At 61.9% G+C, this 20518-nt stretch carries 22 protein-coding genes and 1 pseudogene; 19 read left to right on the top strand and 4 right to left on the bottom strand.

Going from position 1 to position 20518, the window contains the following annotated elements; genetic code table 11:
- The first annotated feature begins 322 nt into the window (after nt 1-322).
- The 3 genes from ABIB91_RS20305 (at nt 323) to ABIB91_RS20315 (ending at nt 2737) form a co-directional block, all read left to right on the top strand.
- Entirely contained in the window at nt 323-1246 is a 924-nt protein-coding gene (locus ABIB91_RS20305; RefSeq protein ID WP_354164912.1) for an SLOG family protein, read from the top strand.
- A 134-nt stretch (nt 1247-1380) separates the two neighbouring features.
- The gene (locus tag ABIB91_RS41720) at nt 1381-1668 is read left to right on the top strand and encodes a hypothetical protein (RefSeq protein ID WP_502916999.1); all 288 of its coding nucleotides are present in this window, start codon (nt 1381-1383) and stop codon (nt 1666-1668) included.
- Nucleotides 1669-2416: 748 nt separating this feature from the next.
- Nucleotides 2417-2737 carry a DUF736 domain-containing protein gene (locus ABIB91_RS20315; RefSeq protein ID WP_354164915.1) on the top strand — a complete coding sequence of 107 codons (321 nt, stop codon included), beginning with the start codon at nt 2417-2419 and terminating at the stop codon, nt 2735-2737.
- A 96-nt stretch (nt 2738-2833) separates the two neighbouring features.
- Here the strand turns inward: ABIB91_RS20315 and ABIB91_RS20320 are convergent, their stop codons facing one another.
- Complete coding sequence (locus tag ABIB91_RS20320) at nt 2834-3070, bottom strand: helix-turn-helix domain-containing protein (RefSeq protein ID WP_354128455.1); 237 nt, start codon at nt 3068-3070, stop codon at nt 2834-2836.
- A 145-nt stretch (nt 3071-3215) separates the two neighbouring features.
- On the opposite strand from ABIB91_RS20320, the gene ABIB91_RS20325 reads away from it, so the two are divergent.
- From ABIB91_RS20325 to ABIB91_RS20345, 5 genes and pseudogenes are all read left to right on the top strand, one after another.
- A complete protein-coding gene (locus tag ABIB91_RS20325; protein ID WP_354128454.1) occupies nt 3216-3488 on the top strand; it encodes a DUF2285 domain-containing protein in 273 nt (90 codons plus the stop codon).
- 165 nt (nt 3489-3653) lie between these two features.
- On the top strand, nt 3654-3848 hold the full coding sequence (locus ABIB91_RS20330) for a transcriptional regulator domain-containing protein (protein WP_231142577.1): 195 nt from the start codon (nt 3654-3656) through the stop codon (nt 3846-3848).
- Between the two features lie 169 nt (nt 3849-4017).
- A complete protein-coding gene (locus ABIB91_RS20335; protein WP_354236284.1) occupies nt 4018-4428 on the top strand; it encodes a DUF2285 domain-containing protein in 411 nt (136 codons plus the stop codon).
- Nucleotides 4429-4561: 133 nt separating this feature from the next.
- A complete protein-coding gene (locus tag ABIB91_RS20340) occupies nt 4562-4843 on the top strand; it encodes a helix-turn-helix transcriptional regulator (RefSeq protein ID WP_247412053.1) in 282 nt (93 codons plus the stop codon).
- A gap of 22 nt (nt 4844-4865) precedes the next feature.
- Nucleotides 4866-5748 (top strand): annotated as a pseudogene (locus ABIB91_RS20345) (replication initiator protein A).
- Nucleotides 5749-6335: 587 nt separating this feature from the next.
- Here the strand turns inward: ABIB91_RS20345 and ABIB91_RS20350 are convergent.
- A complete protein-coding gene (locus ABIB91_RS20350; RefSeq protein WP_354164920.1) occupies nt 6336-7385 on the bottom strand; it encodes an IS110 family RNA-guided transposase in 1050 nt (349 codons plus the stop codon).
- Between the two features lie 281 nt (nt 7386-7666).
- Between ABIB91_RS20350 and ABIB91_RS20355 the strand changes: the two genes are divergently transcribed.
- The 8 genes from ABIB91_RS20355 to ABIB91_RS20390 all read left to right on the top strand — a co-directional run bounded on the left by ABIB91_RS20355 (nt 7667) and on the right by ABIB91_RS20390 (nt 16997).
- Nucleotides 7667-8131: a DUF2840 domain-containing protein gene (locus ABIB91_RS20355; RefSeq protein ID WP_354164923.1), complete on the top strand. Its 465-nt coding sequence runs from the start codon at nt 7667-7669 to the stop codon at nt 8129-8131.
- Nucleotides 8128-8640, top strand: a complete 513-nt coding sequence (locus tag ABIB91_RS20360; RefSeq protein WP_354164926.1) for a S26 family signal peptidase — start codon at nt 8128-8130, stop codon at nt 8638-8640. Before ABIB91_RS20355 ends, ABIB91_RS20360 begins: the two co-directional genes overlap by 4 nt.
- On the top strand, nt 8637-9524 hold the full coding sequence (locus ABIB91_RS20365; protein WP_354164929.1) for a lytic transglycosylase domain-containing protein: 888 nt from the start codon (nt 8637-8639) through the stop codon (nt 9522-9524). The genes ABIB91_RS20360 and ABIB91_RS20365 overlap by 4 nt, the downstream gene beginning before the upstream one ends.
- A 199-nt stretch (nt 9525-9723) precedes the next feature.
- Nucleotides 9724-10788 (top strand): IS110 family RNA-guided transposase, encoded by a 1065-nt coding sequence (locus ABIB91_RS20370; RefSeq protein WP_354164932.1) that lies wholly within the window; start codon nt 9724-9726, stop codon nt 10786-10788.
- A gap of 549 nt (nt 10789-11337) precedes the next feature.
- Nucleotides 11338-13101, top strand: coding sequence for a relaxase/mobilization nuclease domain-containing protein (locus ABIB91_RS20375; RefSeq protein ID WP_354164935.1), 1764 nt, complete (start codon nt 11338-11340; stop codon nt 13099-13101).
- 28 nt (nt 13102-13129) lie between these two features.
- Nucleotides 13130-15115 carry a conjugal transfer protein TraG gene (locus tag ABIB91_RS20380; protein WP_354164938.1) on the top strand — a complete coding sequence of 662 codons (1986 nt, stop codon included), beginning with the start codon at nt 13130-13132 and terminating at the stop codon, nt 15113-15115.
- 6 nt (nt 15116-15121) lie between these two features.
- Entirely contained in the window at nt 15122-15550 is a 429-nt protein-coding gene (locus tag ABIB91_RS20385) for a CopG family transcriptional regulator (protein ID WP_354128445.1), read from the top strand.
- Nucleotides 15551-15662: 112 nt separating this feature from the next.
- Nucleotides 15663-16997 carry an MFS transporter gene (locus ABIB91_RS20390; RefSeq protein ID WP_354164941.1) on the top strand — a complete coding sequence of 445 codons (1335 nt, stop codon included), beginning with the start codon at nt 15663-15665 and terminating at the stop codon, nt 16995-16997.
- A 10-nt stretch (nt 16998-17007) separates the two neighbouring features.
- Here ABIB91_RS20390 and ABIB91_RS20395 read toward each other — a convergent pair whose 3' ends face one another.
- Nucleotides 17008-18327 (bottom strand): type II toxin-antitoxin system HipA family toxin, encoded by a 1320-nt coding sequence (locus ABIB91_RS20395; RefSeq protein WP_354164943.1) that lies wholly within the window; start codon nt 18325-18327, stop codon nt 17008-17010.
- Nucleotides 18327-18578, bottom strand: coding sequence for a helix-turn-helix domain-containing protein (locus tag ABIB91_RS20400; protein WP_354128442.1), 252 nt, complete (start codon nt 18576-18578; stop codon nt 18327-18329). Before ABIB91_RS20400 ends, ABIB91_RS20395 begins: the two co-directional genes overlap by 1 nt.
- 437 nt (nt 18579-19015) lie before the next feature.
- On the opposite strand from ABIB91_RS20400, the gene trbB reads away from it, so the two are divergent.
- The 3 genes from trbB to ABIB91_RS20415 are packed head-to-tail and all read left to right on the top strand — an operon-like array spanning nt 19016 to nt 20518.
- Nucleotides 19016-19930 carry a P-type conjugative transfer ATPase TrbB gene (gene trbB, locus ABIB91_RS20405; RefSeq protein ID WP_354165206.1) on the top strand — a complete coding sequence of 305 codons (915 nt, stop codon included), beginning with the start codon at nt 19016-19018 and terminating at the stop codon, nt 19928-19930.
- A gap of 1 nt (nt 19931) precedes the next feature.
- Entirely contained in the window at nt 19932-20255 is a 324-nt protein-coding gene (locus ABIB91_RS20410; RefSeq protein ID WP_219685390.1) for a TrbC/VirB2 family type IV secretion system protein, read from the top strand.
- Nucleotides 20255-20518, top strand: a complete 264-nt coding sequence (locus ABIB91_RS20415) for a VirB3 family type IV secretion system protein (protein ID WP_354164947.1) — start codon at nt 20255-20257, stop codon at nt 20516-20518. Before ABIB91_RS20410 ends, ABIB91_RS20415 begins: the two co-directional genes overlap by 1 nt.

A 20518-nucleotide genomic window follows, 5' to 3' on the forward strand; every position in this document is an offset into this window, starting at 1 on the left:
TTCGATCGACGTTGATAGGCCGGTCATAGGCGAGGTCAATACCGGAAGAGGACACGACCTCGGCCTTCTAGGGGACGATCGGACGGCAAGCGGCCCGGGCCGGCAATGGCTAACGTCCGGCTATTTTCCGCCGCGCGCCAGAGATGTGAAGACACATCATGCAGTTGGCCGCGCGCTTTGCATCGCGAAGCAAAATAGCCGGCCTCTGCCATCCTCCGCTGCCGCTTCGGCCCTGTCGGGTTCTGGCCCGGCCCGCCCGCCGTCAGAGGATCGCCACGAAGGCCGCGATGGTCGCGGCCGATCCGGCAAAGGACCTCTTCCCATGACCGACCATGACGACATCGAACCGCCGCATGCCTCTTCCCCGACCGACCACATCCTCACGGAAATACAGCTCTTCGGCTATCGTCCCTTCGACGACCAACCCGATCCAAGACCGCTCCCGGAGGGCAAGATGATCGTCGGCGCCATAGCGGACATGTTTGATGCCCTGGTTGCGACCCTGAACGACACGCGACTTGAGCCGGACCTTGACAATCTGCTCTGGTCGACCGTCAACCTGTTCCATCGTGCCATCGACCGCGTCGAACGCCACCTCGATGACAACGAACAAGCGCAGCATAAGAGCCAGCGCGAGCAGAACGGCTCGGAAGTGCGATCGGTCGAACTCGAGCGCCTGACGGCCGAAGGCATAACGCTGATCGAGCGCCGCAACTGCCTGGAGCTCTTCCGCGACCAGGCCATCGAACAATTTGAGGTCCACACCGGTTCAGCCTGGCGCCCACGATCGGGATCATTGGTCAATCACCGAACGCTCACCGCGGCAATGATCGACTCCCGCGACTTTATCGCCGCCAAGCGTCGTTCCGAGACCGAGGTCATGTTGCCAGCCGGACCGAAAATCGCACTCACCGGTGGGCTCGACTTCAACGACCACAACCTCATCTGGGGCCGCCTCGACAAGGTTCACGCCAAGCACCCCGACCTGGTCCTCCTCCATGGCGGGTCGCCGAAAGGCGCCGAAATGATCGCCTCCAAATGGGCGACCAACCGCAAAGTACCGCAGATCGCCTTCAAGCCCGATTGGACGAAACACGCCAAGGCGGCGCCGTTCAAGCGCAACGATGCGATGCTCGAACTCCTGCCGATCGGCGTCATGCATTTCCCGGGCACGGGAATTCAGGACAATCTCGCCGATAAGGCGAAGCGGCTCGACATTCCCGTCTGGAAGTTCGGCGGCGCATGAGCGCCGTCGCCTCGAAAGACGCCAAGGTGGAGTTGCTCGCCGCAACTCCGCCTCGTTTCATTTTTACATCCAAACTGCGCCGTGGTGGTGGTGGAAGGCGCGATTGATAGATCCATGCACATGGAGCCACCACCATGCTCGCGCTTGGGCTTGTTCTCAACAGACTCGGCATTGGCTTGTTCTGCTGGGCCATCTTTGCGCTCGCGGTGTATGCGCTACCGTTCTTCGTCGCACTCAGTGTCGGGATGTTGGCATTTCGTGATGGTACGGGCGTCTTCGGCGCACTACTTATCGGAATTTCTTCTGGCGCGCTGACGCTTGCCGCTGGTCAGGTCGCCGTCGCCGTTAGTCGGTCTTTGACCTTGCGCGTCGCGATCGCAACCGTATTCACGGTCCCCGCAGCGATCGCCGCTATCAGGTGATTTTTGCCCTATCGCAGATCGGGGTGCCTTCATTGGCTTGGCGCGAGGCGTTCGCATGCCTAGGAGCGGTTTGCATCGGCGGCACAGCATGGACACGCTTGGCCGTTTTTGCGGGGACCCTCCCGTCGGAGTCGGCCGGGGCGGTGGTGAATGCGCCTGAACCAGTTCTCACAGCCGCCGCGCACGAGCGGTGAGGCTTCGTCGCGGTCATCGGCCGAGCAAGACGGCACAGGGCGTCACGTTGAATGAGGGATCGTCGAGCTTGAGCGAGAAGTAACCGCGTTCCCTCCTCGGGCGCTTAAGCAAGCCGTACCGGTCTCTGTCTGGCCCACATAGCTGCGGTGGAGCGGCGCGCTCCGTTCGATCATTCGTTCCGGGACGATGCCGCCCTTTGCGGCAGATTGTTTCTCTTTCTCCGCCGAACCGTACCAACCCCTTGTTCAGCAGAACCGAGATTCGCCAAATCTTCTCCCAAGATTGCGGTTCAGCACGCGGACGCACGTGGCCTCTTTGATGGCTTGATCTGGCCGAAGACCGGCTGCGCCTCGATCGTCTGAGCCGCAACGCCGTTGCTGCGACTTTCTTCCCCTGCGCTTCGCCCATTCCTCGCGAGACAAGAAAGTCGCCACAACGGCGTCCTCCGCTGCGCTCCGGCCCTGAAGCGGGTGCGTCGCCGATCGTCCTCGGCCTTTAGATCGCCATCGAGGCCGCGGTGGTCGCGGGCTCGAAACACAACAGGAGAAGTGACATGGCTAACATCGGTTCCTTCAAGAAGGTCGGCAACGATTTCCAGGGCCAGATCGTCACCCTGAGCCTGCAAGCCAGGGGCGTCCGTATCGTCGCCGAGACCAACCGCTCCAACGACAACGCTCCCAGCCACCGCATCTACGTGGGCCGAGCGGAGATCGGCGCAGCTTGGTCGAAGCGCTCCGAAGAGGGCCGCGATTACCTCTCGCTCAAGCTCGATGATCCCTCGTTCAACGCGCCGATCTACGCCAACCTGTTCGATGATGAAGGCGGCGAGGGCTACACCTTGCTCTGGTCGCGGCCCCGCAAGAGCGGCGAGTAGACCCTCCGCCAAACCCCGTCCGGTCCGCCGGGCGGGGCTTCTCATTCCAGTGCGCATCAGCCGGCACCTGCCAATGGACCGAGCGGCTCGCATGAGCTATTCGACTTGGTCCCGTGTCTTTCGCTTGGGACGAGTCAGCAGGTCGGCAGCCTCTACACCCAGGCTACGCGCCAACCGATCGACAACGTCGATACCCGCCGCATATACGCTTCGTTCGAGCGCGCTGATATAGGTGCGGTCAATATCCGCCCTGTGGGCCAATTCCTCCTGGGACAAACCGCGCGCCTGTCGGAGCTTCCGCAAATTGATTGCAAGTACCTCGCGTATGTCCATACGCGAGAGGGCACGTCCTTGAAGAGTATTTCACCACGGAGTATTCTCGACAAAATGCGCAAGCCTGGTCGTGCAACTGGATATTAACGCTTCGACCTCTTCCGGCCTGCGTGTTAGAAGTCGTCCAATCTAAGGCACGGAATTTATGAAGAATCCGCCGCTTGATCCCGATGTCGCTGACGCCGCGCCCACAGACCAGATCCTGACGGCGTACGACGAACAGCATGTCGTCACGTACATTCGCCTTCTGCAGGCGGAGGGCGAGGGGGCGGACTGGCGCGAAGTGGCTCGAGTGGTCTTGCATATGGACTCAGCGCGAGAGCCGGACCGTGCGCGGAGCGCATATCAGAGTCATCTTGCGCGCGCCAAATGGGTGACTGAGCGGGGGCGTCTCTTACGCGGCACCGACTCAACATAGAAGAAAACCGCCGACTGGCGACTTGCAGGCAGAACTATTTTCTTCCGTTATCCGGTGGTCATTCCAGTGCACCACGTGGTGCCAAACTAGGGGCTTCCTACAACCGCATCGTTTATATTTATTGCGCCGCAATCCTTGTTAGCTGCATGCAATGGGGCGGAAGCAATGCCTGAGTTCGACTGGCGGTCGCCGGATTCGTTTAAGAGCCTAGAGAACGCTGAGATAACTGAAATCGCCTGGGTAGGTCTTCGTATGAACGTGGACTACCAACGTGACTACGATGCGATTATCGCTAACAACTCAGATGGCGCGGTGACTGAGGAATTCAGGAGGAGGTGGGGCCTCTGCTTTCGCCCATGACCCGCAGAGGTCGTTCCACGAGCAGACGATCTTTTGGGCGCCTGAGGTTCTCCCGACCGTCGTCCCGGTCACTGTAACCGCTTCAACGCCTGGTCAAAGCCCAACGCCTCAGCCGCCGCTGGATCTTGCATCTGGTCAGGTGTGCCGTGCCGCTGACGGCTGGCATGCCGTGCTGCAAATCGGTCCGGTGGAGCATCGCATCTGGTCGAAACAGCCGCTGACCGCGGGCGCTCGCTATGCGGCCGAGTTGCCGTTTGACCGCGATTTCGAGGCGCGCGCGCATGCAGCCACGCGGCTGTGGCGCGCGATGAATGGACGCGCGCCAGGACCTCCGTTTCATCGCGTGCCCAAACAGCGGCGCGAACGACTGTGCGCAGCCCTTCGTGCGGTCTCCGCGTATCTCGCCGGCGCGACTTATCGCAGCATCGCAGAAGCTCTGTTTGGCAACGCTCGCATATCGGATCGTGGCTGGAAAACACACGATCTGCGCAGCCGAACCCGTCGCCTTGTACAAATCGGCCTCGCATTTGTGCGCGGCGGCTATCGCAAGCTCCTTCGGCCCAGGCGCAAGGTCGAGTAGCGCCGTTCATTGGGGGCGCCGAAAATCGCCCCCCCGATATTCGGCATCCCCCTCCGAGATCGCGCTTCTCCATGATGACCGCACACACGCCGGCGCCGCCATGCGCGGTGCGTCGTCACCTTGGAGTCCTCAAATGCCCGATGCAATGACCGGACTGCCCCCGCGCTTCCTGCGTACACCGGAGGCCGCGCGGTATCTTGGTCTCTCGGGACGCACGCTCGAGAAGCACCGGACGTACGGCACCGGGCCAACCTATCGGAAGATCGGCGGACGTGTCGTCTACGCCCTGGATGACCTGAAAGCATGGGCTGATCTGGGCGCCAAAACGTCGACGTCTGACCCCGGGAAGGGAACCGTGCTGCCGGCAAAGAAGCATCCGGTGCTGCGCCCGTATGCGGGCCAGGAACGTCGCTGATCGTCGCGTGAGAGCAGTGACCATGCGGCGCAAACAACATTCCGAGCGTGACCACCTTAAGCTCTTTCGGGCGCTCCCCGGGGATCTCGCGCCGCGCGATGCGCAGGATCTGATGGCTTATCCGTTCTTCTCGCTTGCAAAAACGAAGCGGATTGCACCGATCGACTTGCGTGCCTGCGCGATCGCAATTCGTGTCGAAGCGGTGCCGGAACAGGGCATGGCGACCATTTGGGATGCGGACGTTCTGATCTCGGCCGCTTCCCAGATCGTTGAAGCTCGTAACGCCGGCTTGAAGCCGTCGTGCCTGATGGCTGCAACGCCTTACGAAATTCTGACGTTTGTGGGCCGCGGCACCAGCGCAAGCGACTATGACCGTCTGAAGGCGGGTCTCGACAGACATCAGTCAACGACCGTGCTGACGTCGATCCGCCAGCCGGCAGAGCGGCGACGGCATCGCTTCTCCTGGATTAACGAGTGGAAGGAGACGGCCGATGCAAATGGCCGTCCATTTGGGCTCGAGCTGATCCTGCCGGATTGGTTCTATGCCGGCGTCATTAATGACGCGCTCGTGTTGACGATCGATCGCACCTATTTCGATCTCACGGGCGGGCTTGAGCGGTGGCTCTACCGGCTCGTGCGCAAGCACGGTGGATGCCAAGATGGCGGCTGGAGCTTTGATCTTGTGCACCCTCCATGCGAAGTCCGGCATCATCTCGCCGCTCAAGCTCTTTGCTTACGACGTCCGCCAGATCGTCCAGCGCCAGACATTGCGCGGCTATCAGCTCGCGCTCACGCGCGATCCGAACGGTACGGAGCGACCGAACTTCGCACCTACGCCTGTTGATCCCTTAACGGCACGCTTGCGCCGCCGCGGTCTCATTCCAAATTCGGAGGACAACCTGTGAATCAGCTCGTGCTATCGAGGACCGCAACCCTCGTGCTATCGGAGACACGATACTGGTGCTATCGGGGACCGAAATCGAGCTTAAGAGCTTGTTTTTCAGCGCCTTCCCGCTGGTCTAACTTTACTAACATACTGACACTAACTTCCAGTTGTGAATCAGTACGTTGTGAACAAGTCGGCGGCGCGTGCAGCGAGGATGCCTCAGGCCTCGACTCTGTCACGCGCAAAGCTTCGCTGCAATACGATTGTTATCTCCAGTCTGCGCGCGCGAACGCGATCGCGCGCAAATCTTCGCGATCGCTGGCGTCGACATCATTGCCAGGTGCGCGTCACGTCCTTTTGCAGCCACTCGCTCGTCGAGGAGAACTCGCTAACATCCGTGGTTGGCACGATGGCCACCACAAGCCGGAATCTGAGGAAAGGGCGGTCAGGCTAACCAGCGCCGTGCTTGATGGCTTCAAACCTCGTCATGAAGCCGCCGGCAAGAAAAGTTGCGATCTCACCCAGATCCCCGTCTCCTCGGGAGACGCCGCTCCGCCGTGGCGGAAGGAAAAGGCGCGCGTGGAAGCGGCCGGGTCGCGGAGGCCCTTACACCGCCGCAGCGACCCGGCCGCGCTTGCCGCCAGCGCCAAACCGGAAGGTGGTGCCATCGATCCAGATCTTGTGCAGCAGCACGGCGAGCGCCCGCGCCACCGCGGTTGCCGCGCGCTTCAGACCCTTCTTCCTGGCCAGCCGCAGGCCCCAGAGCCGCAGCTTGAAGGTCTTCGGAATGCGCGTCAGGATTGCGATCGCAGCCTCGTACAGCATCGCCCGCGTCAGCTCGTCGCCGCATTTGGAGATGCTGCCGATCCGGTCGGTCTGGCCGGATTGATAGCGCCGCGGCGTCAGTCCGAAATGGGCGCCGACATTGGTCGACTTTTTGAATCGCGACGGATCGTCGACGGTGGCGCGGAATGTCAGCGCCACCAGCGCGCCGACGCCCGGCACCGTCATCATCCGCCGCACCACCTCGTCACCGCGTGCGGCCGCCAGCACCAGGCGGTGCAGTTTTGCCAACTGCAGCCGCATGGCGTTGCGGGCGTCCAGCAGCGGCACGACGATCGCTTCCAATTCCTTCTTCCCGGCCAGGAGATCGCGCACCCGCGCCTCAAAACGGCCGACCGAGATCTCGCCAACCTTGAGGCCGAACGGGCGCAACAGGCCGCGGATCATGTTCTCCATGTCCAGCACCTTGCCGAGCAAAGCCTTGCGCCCGACCAGCAGCGCCCGCAACGTCTGTGCGCTCTCCGACTTGACGTGAACCGCGCGGAACCAGCCGGTCCGCATCATCTGCGCAATGCCCCTGGCGTCGTTGCGGTCGGTCTTGTTCAGCATCGCGTTCAGCGCCGCCTTGGCGTGCCGGGTCTCGATGCAGATCACGGGCAGGCCCTTGTCGGACAGCGCCGTGAACAGCCAGGCACTGTACGAGAACGCTTCCAGCCCGACGCGCTTCAGCTGGATTCCCCATTCCGCCAGGAACAGCTCGATCGCGTCCGGATCGGTCGCGAGTTTCGTCTCCCGGACCACCTTGCCGTCGCCGTCCACCACGCAAATGTTGGTCGCCTCGAGCGACACATCAAGCCCTGCATAGAAGTCCATCATGCGCCTCCACCACCGCCGACCGCCGGACCGCACCACGCGTTCCGTTCGCGAATCGCTGTGCAGCATTTTCGCAGCAGCACGGCCGGCGAGGGGGCACAGGTCAGTACCCCGGCTAACCAGAAATCCTTCGGATTTCTTCTAACGGAGCAGGCCGAAAGCCACGTTGGCGGCGCTCGGCAACGGCAGTCCGACAGTTCAGCCTGCCTTTGCAGGCCACGCACACTCTCCACCGAGCCTCACGCTCACGGCTACCAGCTCCAGCGTCAGGGAGCCGCCGCATGAGCGATCTCACGGAAGTGGAAGTGTTGTGGCTCGAGAAGCGCATCGAAAACCGCATTCGGTTCGGTCGCGTCGTCAATGAACGGAAGCTTGATGTTCACCGGCGTGTACTGTCATTCGCGCCTGGCAGCATCTTTGCCTTCGTCCGTTGGACCTCCAGCGACTTTGGCACGATCATCTCGCGGATTGACATCTTGCGCGCAGTCGCACCAGGACAGCGCTGCTCGACCGTGCCGTATGTGAAGCCGGGCGGAGAGATTTTGCTGCGGCTCTCCGGTTGGCCGAAGGTCGAACGGGTGCTGCAGATGGTCGATGCGGTCGAAGCGCTCGGCATCGATCCCGCCGATGTCGCTCCTGATCATTGGCATCACGTTCATAACCGTCTGTCCGTGAACGAAAATCCGCGTCCGTATACGAAAGCGCGCCATCGGGCCTGGTTTAATCGTCGAAAGGTGATGCGATGACGTGCCGTTTCATCATGCTGATAACGACGTTCGTGGTTGCTGCCGCCCTTGTCACGACAATCTTTCTGGAGCCGCTTCCGCTCTACATCTGGAATGCATCGACGAGCGTACCTATCGGTCTCTATCGCTTGCGATCGGCAAAACTCTTTCATGTCACAGAGCTGGTCGCCATTCAGCCGCCGGAACCACTTGCGACCTTTCTAGACCTGAACGGCTATCTGCCGGTCGGCGTCCCCATGCTCAAGCGGGTCTTGGCGCTGTCGGGGCAGACGGTCTGCAGAAGCGGTCTCACTATTTCGGTCGATGACATTGTAATGGGCGAGGCGCGGGATCGCGACGTTCGCGGGCGGCCGTTGCCGAAATGGCAGGGCTGCCGCGTGGTCGGCGACGGCGAGCTCTTTCTTATGAACTGGCAGTCAAGCGACTCGCTGGACGGCCGATACTTTGGATTCATGCCGTCGTCGGCCGTCATGGGCCGTGCGCTCCCGTTGTGGACGTGGGAGGAATGATGGTGCGTATTGTGCGTTTCTGCCCCGCCATTCCTCTGTTCGATCGATTGCGGGACCATTCCTCCGTCCCGACCAAAGCTTGCAAAGCCGACGCGCGCAGCGGCGGTCCAGGGCGACCGAAAGGCCGGCGCGAAGCTGCTTTTCGCGGGACGGGCGCGAGCGCGCCGGCACGCTTGCATTTGTCCGAGATGAGCCTGTGCGCTGCCGTACTGCTGTTCGTGGCACTGACCGAGACTAACGCTGCTGCTCTCGCCGAGACGCGACCGGCAGACCCTACAGCGAGTTATCGAACTGGCAATTCATTTGCGGATTTCGTTGAGGCCGCCTCGCGTCGTTTCGGCATCCCGGTGCGCTGGATACTGGCAGTCATAGACGTCGAAAGCGCCGGAGAGGTGCGCGCCAAGTCACCCAGGGGCGCCATGGGGTTGATGCAGATCATGCCGGAAACCTGGGCGGAGCTGCGTCTGCGGTACGAACTCGGCAACGATCCCTATGATCCTCATGACAACATACTTGCAGGTACGGCGTACCTGCGCGAACTGCGCGACCGTTACGGTGCGCCGGGCTTGCTTGCAGCCTACAACGCGGGGCCTGCTCGTTACGATGAGCGTCTCGCCGGCCGCCCATTGCCAGTAGAGACCGAAGCCTATTTGCGGAAGCTCGCGCCAGTCATCGGCAGCGACCTTACTACTTCCAGCGCAGTCGCTCGTCTGCGGTCATCCGCGGGAGCGCTCTTCGTTGTGCGGCCTGAAAGCCCAATGAGCGCTGCCAGGCGTCCACTGAAACGGGCTCCGACGATTGCCTCCGTCCACGACGTCTCGGCCATTGTGCCACAAGCAACAGGGTTGTTTGTCGCGAGATCTGATGCGGGAGGCGCGCAATAATGGAACGCGCAAGCTCGCATGCGTTGGCGTGCTCTGGAGAAGAATGGGCGGAATGGGGAGAGCGGTGGGCAAACACGACAGCAGGACGGCTCTTCAAATCGGGCTTCGAGAAACCGGTGCACGACGATAGCCGCCGTGTGGCCGAATCCGGAGCCTGGTGCAACGACTTAGGCGTTCGTTGCAACACAGGAGAGCTCCGATGAAGCTTTACGTTGGGTTGGATGTCGGTCTTGAAGAAACCAGTCTTTGCATCGTCGATGGCGAGGGTCTCACCGTCCGTGAGCTCAAGGTGAGCACCGAGCCAGCGGCGATCCGCTCCGCAGTAGAGGGCTACGCGGATCGCCTCGAGAGAGTGGGGGTCGAGGCATCATCGCTTGGCATCTGGCTGTATCGCGAACTACAGCCAGCGGGGCTCCCGATCATTGTTGTCGAAGCGCGCCACATGCGCGTGTCCCTGTCGACAATGCGGAACAAGACCGACCGGAATGATGCGCGTGGCATCGCGCAGATGATGCGGTTGGGTTGGTACCGCGCCGTCCATGTCAAGAACATCGACATGCAGAAAATGCGCACGCTGCTGACCAGCCGGAAGTTGCTCAAGCGCAAACTGATCGACCTCGAAAACCACATTCGTGGTGCGCTGCGGGCCTATGGGTTGCTCGTTGAAGCCATCGCCCGCAGTGCTTACGAAGCTCGCGTGCGCGAGCTGATCGAGCGCAGCGATCCGATCTTCATAATGACCATCGAAGCGATGTTGGATGTGCGCCGCGCCATTCTTGAGGGGTACGATCGCCTGCATCGTGTGCTGCTGCAGGTGGTTCAGCATGATGCTGTCTGCCGGCGTCTGATGACGGTTCCAGGCGTCGGCCCTGTTGCGGCCCTGTCATTCAAGGTCGGCGTTGATGACCCTCATCGCTTTGCGCGATCACGAACGGTAGGCGCTCATTTTGGCTTGGCGCCGAAACGGCACCAGTCCGGCACGTCGATCGATTACGAGGGGCGGATTAGCAAACAAGGCGATGTCGCCGTGCGCGAAGCGCTTTGCGAGGCGGCCGCAAGCCTGCTGCTGCGGGTCAGGAAATGGTCAGCACTGCGCGCTTGGGGCCTGCGGATCGCCAAACGCTCGAGCATGCTGTGCGCGATCACCGCGGTCGCGCGCAAGCTAGCGAGCATTCTGCACCGGATGTGGGTCAGCGAGACCGACTTCCACGTCGGGTTCGGCGCCAAAGTTACGCAGCGCCTGCGGTTAAAACCGGCACGATAGCTGCGGTGCAGGTGACGACGGATTAGCACTGGGTTTGCGCCCGGCATGTTGAGGAGGAGCGAAATTAGAGATCCGCGCGCGCGGTGAGCGTCCCCTGGCGGGGCCGCGAAACGGGGAATGTCCGCTATCTCTTGCCTGCTGCCGCCCTTCGGCGACGAGAGCGCCGGACTGCTTGGACAGCCCTGTTTACGAACCTGATGAAGAGCATGCGACGGCCGAAGTGCTGAACGCGAAGGAACGCATGGACCCCGCCTGGTGAATGCCGATCGCAAGCGCGGTTGTGGTGACGCTTGCGCGTTGTTGATGCAAGGAGTCGGTGATGGCTGAAGTTCGAAGAGTCGAAGAAAAGCGTAGGAATGAGTTGACTTTGCCCGCGCGATTAGGAAGGCGAGATAAAAGGGGCTCACCGGTCGAACGGCAAGCCATTGACATGGCTTGGGTTCGGGCGTGCCGGTCGGTCGGGGCGCGTGCCGCGCGTTGCATTTTGACGAATGCAATCAAAGGCGTTTTCGGCACCGTGTGCGCTTTTGATCGTTGGGAGGTCTTGCCGTGAGCGTGGGCGACAGCGACCTGCGTATTCGGCCCGGGCGAATCCGTAGCACCCGCGCGCAGAAGCCCAAGAGCTTCATCAACCAGGTGCTACGCGCGGCGAAGAAAGCAGGACACACGTCGAGTCAGGCCGCGGGTGGCAGGCGTTTTGCGGCCCATGGGCGCTCGACGTTTGGCCGCGGCCGGCTCGCCTTTAGTCGCAACCGGTTGTTCAGCCCGGCGCGGCGCGTCGTAGTGAAGGCGCGCATGGTTCGGCACAAAGGGCGAGCCTTCCGCTCAGCCCCACTGACCGCTCACCTGTCATACCTGAAGCGCGACGGCGTGACTCGAAGCGGCGAGAGAGCCGAGATGTTCGATGCCGGCAGCGACCGCGCCAATAGCGCGGTCTTTGCTGACCGCTGCAAGGACGACCGGCACCATTTCAGGTTCATCGTCTCGCCAGAGGATGCCGGCGACATGACCGACCTGAAGGCCTTCACCCGCGACCTCGCGAGGCAGATGGAGACCGATCTCGGCACGCGCCTTGACTGGGTGGCTGTCGATCATTGGAATACCGACAACCCTCACGTCCATCTTCTGGTTCGGGGAGTAGATGAGCAAGGGGCGGATCTCGTGATCTCCCGCGACTATATCAGCCAGGGCCTGCGTTCACGCGCCGAGGAACTGGTTGCGATCGAACTGGGGCCAAAACCCGAGCACGAGATCCGCAATACGCTGGAGATGGAGGTCACGGCTGAACGATGGACGAGGCTCGATCGGGAGATCCGGCTGGCGGCTGATGGGACCGGGTATGTCGATCTTCGCCCGGAGAATCCCGGCAAGTCTGATCCGGAGATCCGGCGCCTGATGGTCGGTCGCCTTCAACACCTGGAGAAGATGGGCCTCGCCGGATCCGCCGCACCGGGGGAATGGATGGTCGGGCTCGAGGCCGAGCGCAGCTTGCGCGACCTCGGCATGCGGGGCGACATCATCAAGACCATGCACCGCGCCTTTACCGAGCGCGGCGAAGCGCGCGGCATTGCCGACTTTGTCATCGAAAGCGGACAGCCTTCGTCTCAGATCATCGGACGCCTGGTCGATCGCGGATTGCACGATGAGCTGACGGGTGAGGCTTACGCCCTGATCGATGGAACTGACGGGCGCGCGCACCACGTCCGCTTGCGAGGGATCGCGGCCTTCGAACATGCGCCACCGATCGGCGGAATCGTCGAAGTCCGGTGCTTCGGTCAAGTCGGCGATCCGCATCCTACCCTGGTGCTCGCGACCCGTTCCGATCTCGATCTCAGGGGACAGATCACCGCAAAAGGCGCGACCTGGCTCGACCACAGGCTCGTCGAACGCGACCCCATGCCGCTTGCCATGGGCGGATTTGGCGGTGAGACCCGCGACGCCATGGAAGCCCGTTCCGAGCATCTGGTTCAGGAAGGTCTGGCGCGGCGGCAGGGCCAACGCATCATCTTCCAGCGCGGCCTTCTGGACACCTTGCGCCGACGTGAACTGGACGAGGTGGCCGCAAAAGTCTCGGCCGACACGAGGCTGCCTCACGTGAAGGCAGCCTCCGAGGAACATGTGGCAGGTACGTATCGCCGTCGTCTGACGCTCTCCTCGGGGCGCTTCGCCATGATCGATAACGGGCTGGGCTTCCAGCTCGTGCCCTGGTCGCGCGAGCTCGAGAAGAGGCTCGGCCAGCACGTCACCGGCGTCGTGAAAGACGGCGGCGGAATCGAATGGGGCTTTGGCCGCAAGCGCGACCTCGGGCCCTAGCTATCTCACCAGTATGGAAGGTTGGTCGATGTCCGGAACCAAGATTCTCTGGGGTCAGGTGATCGTTGTCGGCCTGATCGTTTTGCTCGCCATCTGGGGAGCAACCGAGTGGACGGCTTGGCGGCTCGCCTGGCAGCCCGAACTCGGGCGGCCCTGGTTCGAACTGGCGGGCTTCAAGATCTATTACCCGCCGGTCTTCTTCTGGTGGTGGTTCGTCTACGACGCCTATGCGTCGCACGTCTTTGTTGAGGGCGCCTTCATCGCGGCGTCGGGGACATTCATTTCGATCGCCGTGGCGATTGGCATGTCGGTCTGGCGGGCGCGCGAAGCCAAGAATGTCGAGACCTATGGCTCGGCGCGCTGGGCTGATGCGGAAGAGGTTCGAGCGGCAGGGCTCCTCGGTCCAGATGGCGTGGTGCTCGGTAAGCTTGACCGCGACTACCTCCGCCATGACGGACCCGAGCACGTATTGTGCTTTGCGCCCACGCGGTCGGGCAAAGGTGTCGGGCTGGTCGTTCCCTCGCTGCTGGCCTGGCCGGGTTCGGCCATCGTCCACGACATCAAGGGTGAGAACTGGCAGCTGACCGCCGGCTTCCGCGCGCGGCATGGCCGCGTCCTCCTGTTCGACCCGACCAACCCGAAGTCCTCAGCCTATAATCCGCTGCTCGAGGTCCGGCGCGGAGAATGGGAGGTTCGCGACGTCCAGAACGTCGCCGACGTCCTGGTCGACCCCGAAGGCTCCCTCGATAAGCGGAACCATTGGGAAAAGACCAGCCATTCGCTCCTGGTCGGAGCCATACTCCATGTCCTCTATGCCGAGGCCGACAAGACCCTGGCCGGTGTCGCCGCCTTCCTGTCCGACCCGAAGCAGCCGATCGAAGCGACGCTGAAGGCCATGATGACCACCGCGCATCTTGGGGAGCAGGGTGCTCATCCCGTGGTCGCCTCGACCGCCCGCGAACTCCTCAACAAGTCCGAGAACGAACGTTCAGGCGTGCTGTCCACCGCGATGTCGTTCCTCGGGCTGTACCGCGATCCCGTGGTGGCCCAGGTGACCTGCCGGTGCGACTGGCGGATCGCCGATCTGATCGCAGATAACCGCCCTACCACGCTGTACCTGGTGGTGCCTCCCTCGGATATCTCACGAACCAAACCATTGATCCGCCTGGTGCTGAATCAGATCGGCCGACGCCTGACCGAGGACTTGCACGCCCGCGACCGCCGGCATCGTGTCCTGATGATGTTAGATGAGTTCCCGGCGCTTGGGCGGCTCGATTTCTTCGAGTCCGCCCTCGCTTTCATGGCGGGGTACGGCATCAAGAGTTTCCTGATCGCGCAATCGCTCAATCAGATCGAGAAGGCCTACGGGCCCAACAACGCCATCCTCGATAACTGCCACGTCCGGGTCAGCTTCGCGACCAATGACGAGCGGACCGCGAAGCGCGTGTCCGATGCGCTCGGTACGGCGACCGAAATGCGGGCGATGAAGAACTATGCCGGGCACCGATTGAATCCCTGGCTGGGGCATCTCATGGTCTCCCGTCAGGAGACTGCAAGGCCGCTCTTGACCCCAGGCGAGGTCATGCAGCTTCCGCCGTCGGACGAGATCGTCATGGTGGCGGGTACGCCGCCGATTCGAGCTCGGAAGGCTCGCTACTATGAAGATCGGCGGTTTACCGAGCGGGTCTTGCCGCCGCCCGATTCAGCCGCATCCGGCCGGTCACCGCGAACGGACGGATGGTCTGCATTGGGAGCGCCCAAGCCGGCGTCGCTTCCAACCGAAAGGGGGCGAGCGGAGGAAGATTCGGCGAATAGCGGCCTTCGTCGCGAGCCCGAACTCCCCGATCACGTCGCGATCGCCAAGGAGACGGCCGAACCGACGCCAGCCGAGGAATTTGCCGTCGTTCTTGACGACGACGAGGACGCGGTTCGCCAGTCCCGGCTTCTCCGTCAGCAAATGCGCGGCGTCGCCCGTCAAGCCGCCATGGACCCGAATGACGGCATGGAGCTCTGAGGCAATATGCGCGACCGGATGAACGTGTATTTCCCGCCAGAGCTTCTGAAGCAGATCTCGGATCTGGCCGATCGCCAGAAGCTCTCCCGGTCTGCGATCGTGGAGGCGGCCGTTGCTTCGTTTCTGTCGCCGGATGGATCGGACAGGCGGGAGGCGGCGTTTACCCGTCGCCTGGATCGACTGTCGCGTCAGCTGCAGAGACTGGAGCGAGACGTCGGTTTAACGGCCGAGACGCTGGCTCTCTTCGTCCGTTTCTGGCTGACGGTTACGCCACCGCTACCGAACGGCGCGCAGGCGGCTGCGCAGGCAAAAGGCCGGGAGCGGTTTGAAGGATTTGTCGAGGCGCTCGGGCGTCGTTTGCAAAAGGGGCAGAGCTTTCTGCGTGAGATACCGGAAGATATCGTCCGTCAGGAGCCCGCCGGCGGACCTGACTGATCGCTCTCTATGCGCCATCGCGCGAACCCTTCTTTTTCTACGCCAGCCTACGACCGCAGCAATTTAGCCGAGCCTATAAAAAGCCGAACGCGCTATCGGCTCGAATGAGTTGATGAGCAAGAAGGCCGGCATGCAAGTTACAAGGACGTGGCGTCTCACCGTGCGCGTATTTCTACCGTTTGCTGCTGGCTACTATCTTTCGTATCTGTTTCGGACGATCAACGCTTTGATCGTGAGTGATCTCAGCTCGGATGCCGGGCTTGGGTCAGCCAACCTCGGACTGCTTACGTCAGTCTATTTCCTGGTCTTTGCGGCGGCTCAGGTCCCGGTCGGTATATTGTTGGACCGCTTTGGTCCGCGTCGGGTCCAGAGCGCGCTGCTCTGGTTCGCAGCACTGGGCGCCGGACTGTTCGCCGTATCGACCGGCTTCCTGTCGTTTTTGATCGCGCGTGCGATGATCGGGCTTGGCGTCGCGGGGGCGCTGACGGCAGGACTTAAGTCCATCATCCTTTGGTTCCCCAGGGAGCGAGTTGCCCTGCTCAACGGCTACATGATCATGCTGGGATCACTAGGAGCGGTGACCGCCACAGTTCCCGTCGAACACCTGCTCGCTTGGATGGGCTGGCGGCAGCTCTTTGAGGTCCTGGCGGCTGCGACCGGTGCCACAGCGATCCTCATCTATGTCGTAGTTCCTGAGCAACGCGTTATCCCATCGAAAGCACCAGCCTCCGCCACCCTGGGATCCGTTTTCAGCGACAGGCGCTTCTGGCGGATAGCCCCGTTGTCGGCGACTTGCGTTGGTTCAGCTTGGTCGCTGCAGGGATTGTGGGCATCACCGTGGCTTGCAGACGTGGAGGGCCTCGATCGCGCAGGCCTCGTCAGACAGCTGTTCATCATGTCGATCGTACTCAGCGGCGGTGCCTGGTTGTTCGGCATGACGATCCATCACGTCAAACGAACAGGTCTCACGGCTGAGACGATATTCGCGATGGTGGCCGTGCTATTTATCGCAGCCGAGCTAGCCTTGATCCTGCGAGTACCTCTGCCGTCCATCTTGCCCTGGTCGGTTGTCGCAATCATCGGAACGGCAACTGTGGTCAGCTTTGCCGTGATAGCTGATTACTTTCCGTCGGAGCTTGCCGGCCGTGCCAATGGCGCCTTGAACGTTTTGCACTTTGGTTGGGCATTTCTGGCACAATATGCGACCGGACTGATCCTGGAGCAATGGTCCACGAACGATGGCCATAGGTCGATCTTGGCTTATCAAGTCGCGTTCAGTCTCAACGTAGCGCTGCAGATCGCGGCGTTGGTTTGGTTCGGGCTACCTTGGATCCAATCCTTTGCTTGCTGGATGAAGTCAGTCCCTTCCACCATGCCGGTCAGTGCTTTCGACGTGGTCGAAGCAAGCATTTTCTGCGAGCAATCGGACGGCGAGGTGGAGTGGTGACCCGCGCGACCTAAGCGCCACTCTCCGTCGTGACGAGGCTGTCGAGGCGTTGCTTGGCGCCGGTCGCGATGGATTCTGCCATCGCCTGCGGGAAATCCTTCGGCAGCTTCGCAATCGTTGCGTCGATCTTCGTGCCAGCCGTATCCGCGAGCTCTTCGATGATACCGCGAACCACGCTGTCGGGCAGGCCGCAAGTCTTTGCAGTTTGCACGAAATGTCGGCCGAGAATCGTGTGTACTACGTAGTGGCGACTATTGCCGATCGCCATGGCGAGCTTCATCTGGTTTTGCGTGATCTGCTTGGCATCGAGGCTCGGTTGCGTTGAGATGATGTCGTACAGCGGGGCGAGGACGAATCGTCCGCCGGGCGAGAGGTGGATGCTGAAATTTTTGGCGTGGCCGTCAGTAGCCGCCAGAAGCCAGAAAACGATTTGTGCCTTGAAGAAGGTCGCTTGGTCGGTCGCCGGTGTATCGCTGCCTTTGAGCAGATCAGAGATATTTCGGATGCCCGGGCCGCCGTCCGATTCGTATTTGCGCCCGGGCGGGACGGAAAGCGCCTGACAGCAATCTTCCTGTGGCAGGCGCAGAAGCCGTCCGTCGTGCGCCCATGTGCGGTCGAAGCGCTCGATGGCGAGCACGCGCCGGCCCGCGAAATCAACGATGCGCGACTTGGCGACGGGCAAGTCGAGCGCGGCGACGAGCTTCAGGCAGAGATGCTCGTTTTCAACGCTGTGGGTCAGGTCGACGCCGTTCGGTAACCTGCCGATCTGCGGTTTGATGATGTGCGTGGTGGCGGTCGTACCGTGCGGCACATGCCACTTGTCCTTCCAGTAGAGAAGCGCGGTTTTTTCCTGGGCTCCAGCCAGAGAGATACGAAACTCCTGATCGGGACCGATGCCGAGCGGATTGTTGGCGAGATTGGCAAGGACCGCCGCGATGTCCTGGTCGCTCGCGACGCGAGCGTCAATCGCACCCGCCGCTCCGGGTGCCGTTCCATCCGGAAGGAATTGCAGGGCGCCGACGCAGTCGCGGCCGATCGCGGAAAGCAGGCTGTAAGCATCGGCTCCGCCGGCATGCGCGCGTTCGGCGACACGCCGGCGGATGTCGTCGTTATCGGGAAGCAGGTTATCGAAGACTGCAATGACGGGGTCACCGATATAGCGGTCTTCGCGTAGAGGTATCGATACCGAGACCGGGATGGCGTTCTCCCATCCCAGCCAGGCTTCGTCGTATTGGAAATCGATGGCGCCGCTGCTCTCCCGCCGCAGCCGCCCGACCAGACGAGCATTCAGGTAGACGTTGAGAGGCGCTCGGATAGGACGGCGTCCCATCAGAACAGATCCTCGATGGCTTTGGCCGACACCTTCGTGCGTGGTCGGAGGACCAGTTCCAGGTCGAGCGCGGCCAGCGCATCCATGAGGATGCGCAGTTGCGTCGCTGGTTCGCCGGCCTCCAGCTTCGAGACTGTCGCTTGGCGCGCGTGCATCTTGTCGCCTAGGCCGCTCTGGGTGAGTTTTTTTTGCCGGCGGTGCCGCTTAATGGCGGCGCCAAGCTGCTGAGGGGTTCGAGCGATCGTATCCATTGGAGCTTGATACGCGAACGCGTATAAAATGTCAATATACGTGGATGCGTATATAGAGAAAATATACGAACTCGCGTATGGAACGTCAATATACGCAATCGCGTATAGCGCTTTGGCCCGATCACACCGCAGCGGATGTTGCAGTGATTGAATGAATAGCGCCGGCGCCACGGTCATTACTATGAGCGCGTATGAGGCCGAGTGTGAGCAGCAACTCGCAAGCGACTCGATGCGATTGAGTAAGCCTCAAACATCGGTTCTCGGTCTTTCTTTTTCTACGCCAGTCTACGATCACCGAAAGCGCTCGTTGCGCCAAGCCCATTGGTGCCTTTTCTAATCATCCCCACCTGAGGGCCCGCTGTGGAGGTCCTCATTCGGTGGGGACGTCGGTGGCAATCCATTCCATCCAATCGGAAGCGAATTCGCGCGGTGCGCGAATGCTGCGTAGCGCGCTTGGCGCGGCGATTGCCAGCTACCTCGAGGATGAAACGATCATCGAGGTGATGCTCAACCCGGATGGGCGGTTGTGGATCGATCGGTTGTCGAGCGGCTTGATCGATACAGGCGAAACTTTGTCCGCAGCAGATGGCGAGCGCATTGTTCGCCTGGTGGCGCATCACGTCGGCGCGGAGGTGCATGCCGGCGCGCCTCGGGTCTCGGCCGAATTGCCCGGAACCGGGGAGCGCTTCGAAGGTCTCTTGCCTCCCGTCGTGGCAGCTCCGGCGTTCGCGATCCGCAAGCCCGCTGTCGCCGTCTTTACGCTCGACGACTACGTCGCCAGAGAGATCATGTCCTCGAAGCAGGCCACAATCCTGAAGGGTGCGGTCGCCGCTCGTAAGAATATCCTTGTCGCCGGTGGGACATCGACCGGCAAGACAACGTTGACGAATGCGCTCCTGGCCGAGGTGGCAAAGAGCTCCGATCGGGTCGTTCTGATCGAAGACACGCGCGAACTTCAGTGCAAGGCGCCCAACCTTGTAGCATTGCGGACCAAAGATGGCGTGGCGACGCTATCGGATCTCGTTCGGTCCTCGCTCCGACTGCGTCCCGATCGTATCCCGGTTGGCGAGGTCCGCGGTGCGGAGGCACTCGATCTGCTCAAAGCTTGGGGCACCGGTCATCCTGGCGGCATCGGCACGATTCACGCGGGCACCGCGCTCGGTGCCTTGCGGCGGCTTGAGCAGCTCATCCAGGAAGCCGTCATGACGGTTCCGCGTGCCCTGATCGCCGAGACCATCAACCTCGTCGCCGTCCTTGCGGGGCGCGGCGCCGACCGTCGTCTCTCCGAGCTCGCCATCGTCTCGGGGCTTGGAGCCGCCGGTGACTACAGCCTTTCATCAGCAGGAGACTGACATGCGTCTGCAATTTCGCTTTTTTCGTGGGGCATCGTTGGCGGCTTTCGGCGCGGTGCTCTTGGCAGCACCGCCGGCATGGGCCGCCGGCTCGAACATGCCGTGGGAGCAACCGCTCAATCAGATCCTGCAGTCGGTCGAGGGGCCGGTCGCCAAGATCATCGCCGTCATCATCATCGTCGTCACCGGCCTCACGCTCGCGTTCGGAGATTCCTCGGGTGGTTTCCGCAGGCTGATCCAGATCGTGTTTGGTCTGTCGATCGCGTTCGCGGCTTCGAGCTTCTTCCTGTCGTTCTTCTCCTTCGGCGGCGGCGTGGTGATCTGATGGATGAGCCGGTCGCAGGTTTTGTCGTGCCCGTCCACCGCGCGCTTACCGAGCCCATCCTGATGGGCGGTGCGCCGCGATCGGTCGCGATTGTCAACGGCACGCTTGCGGCCGCGCTTGGGCTCGGACTGCGACTGTGGATCGCGGGTCTGGTCCTCTGGTTCATCGGCCACATGGCCGCCGTCTGGGCCGCCAGGCGCGATCCCGCCTTCGTCGATGTGGTGCGCCGACACCTGCGCATTCCCGGTCATCTCAACATCTGA

The sequence above is a fragment of the Bradyrhizobium sp. JR4.3 genome, assembly GCF_040547695.1.
In the GTDB taxonomy this organism is placed as follows: Bacteria; Pseudomonadota; Alphaproteobacteria; order Rhizobiales; family Xanthobacteraceae; genus Bradyrhizobium; species Bradyrhizobium canariense.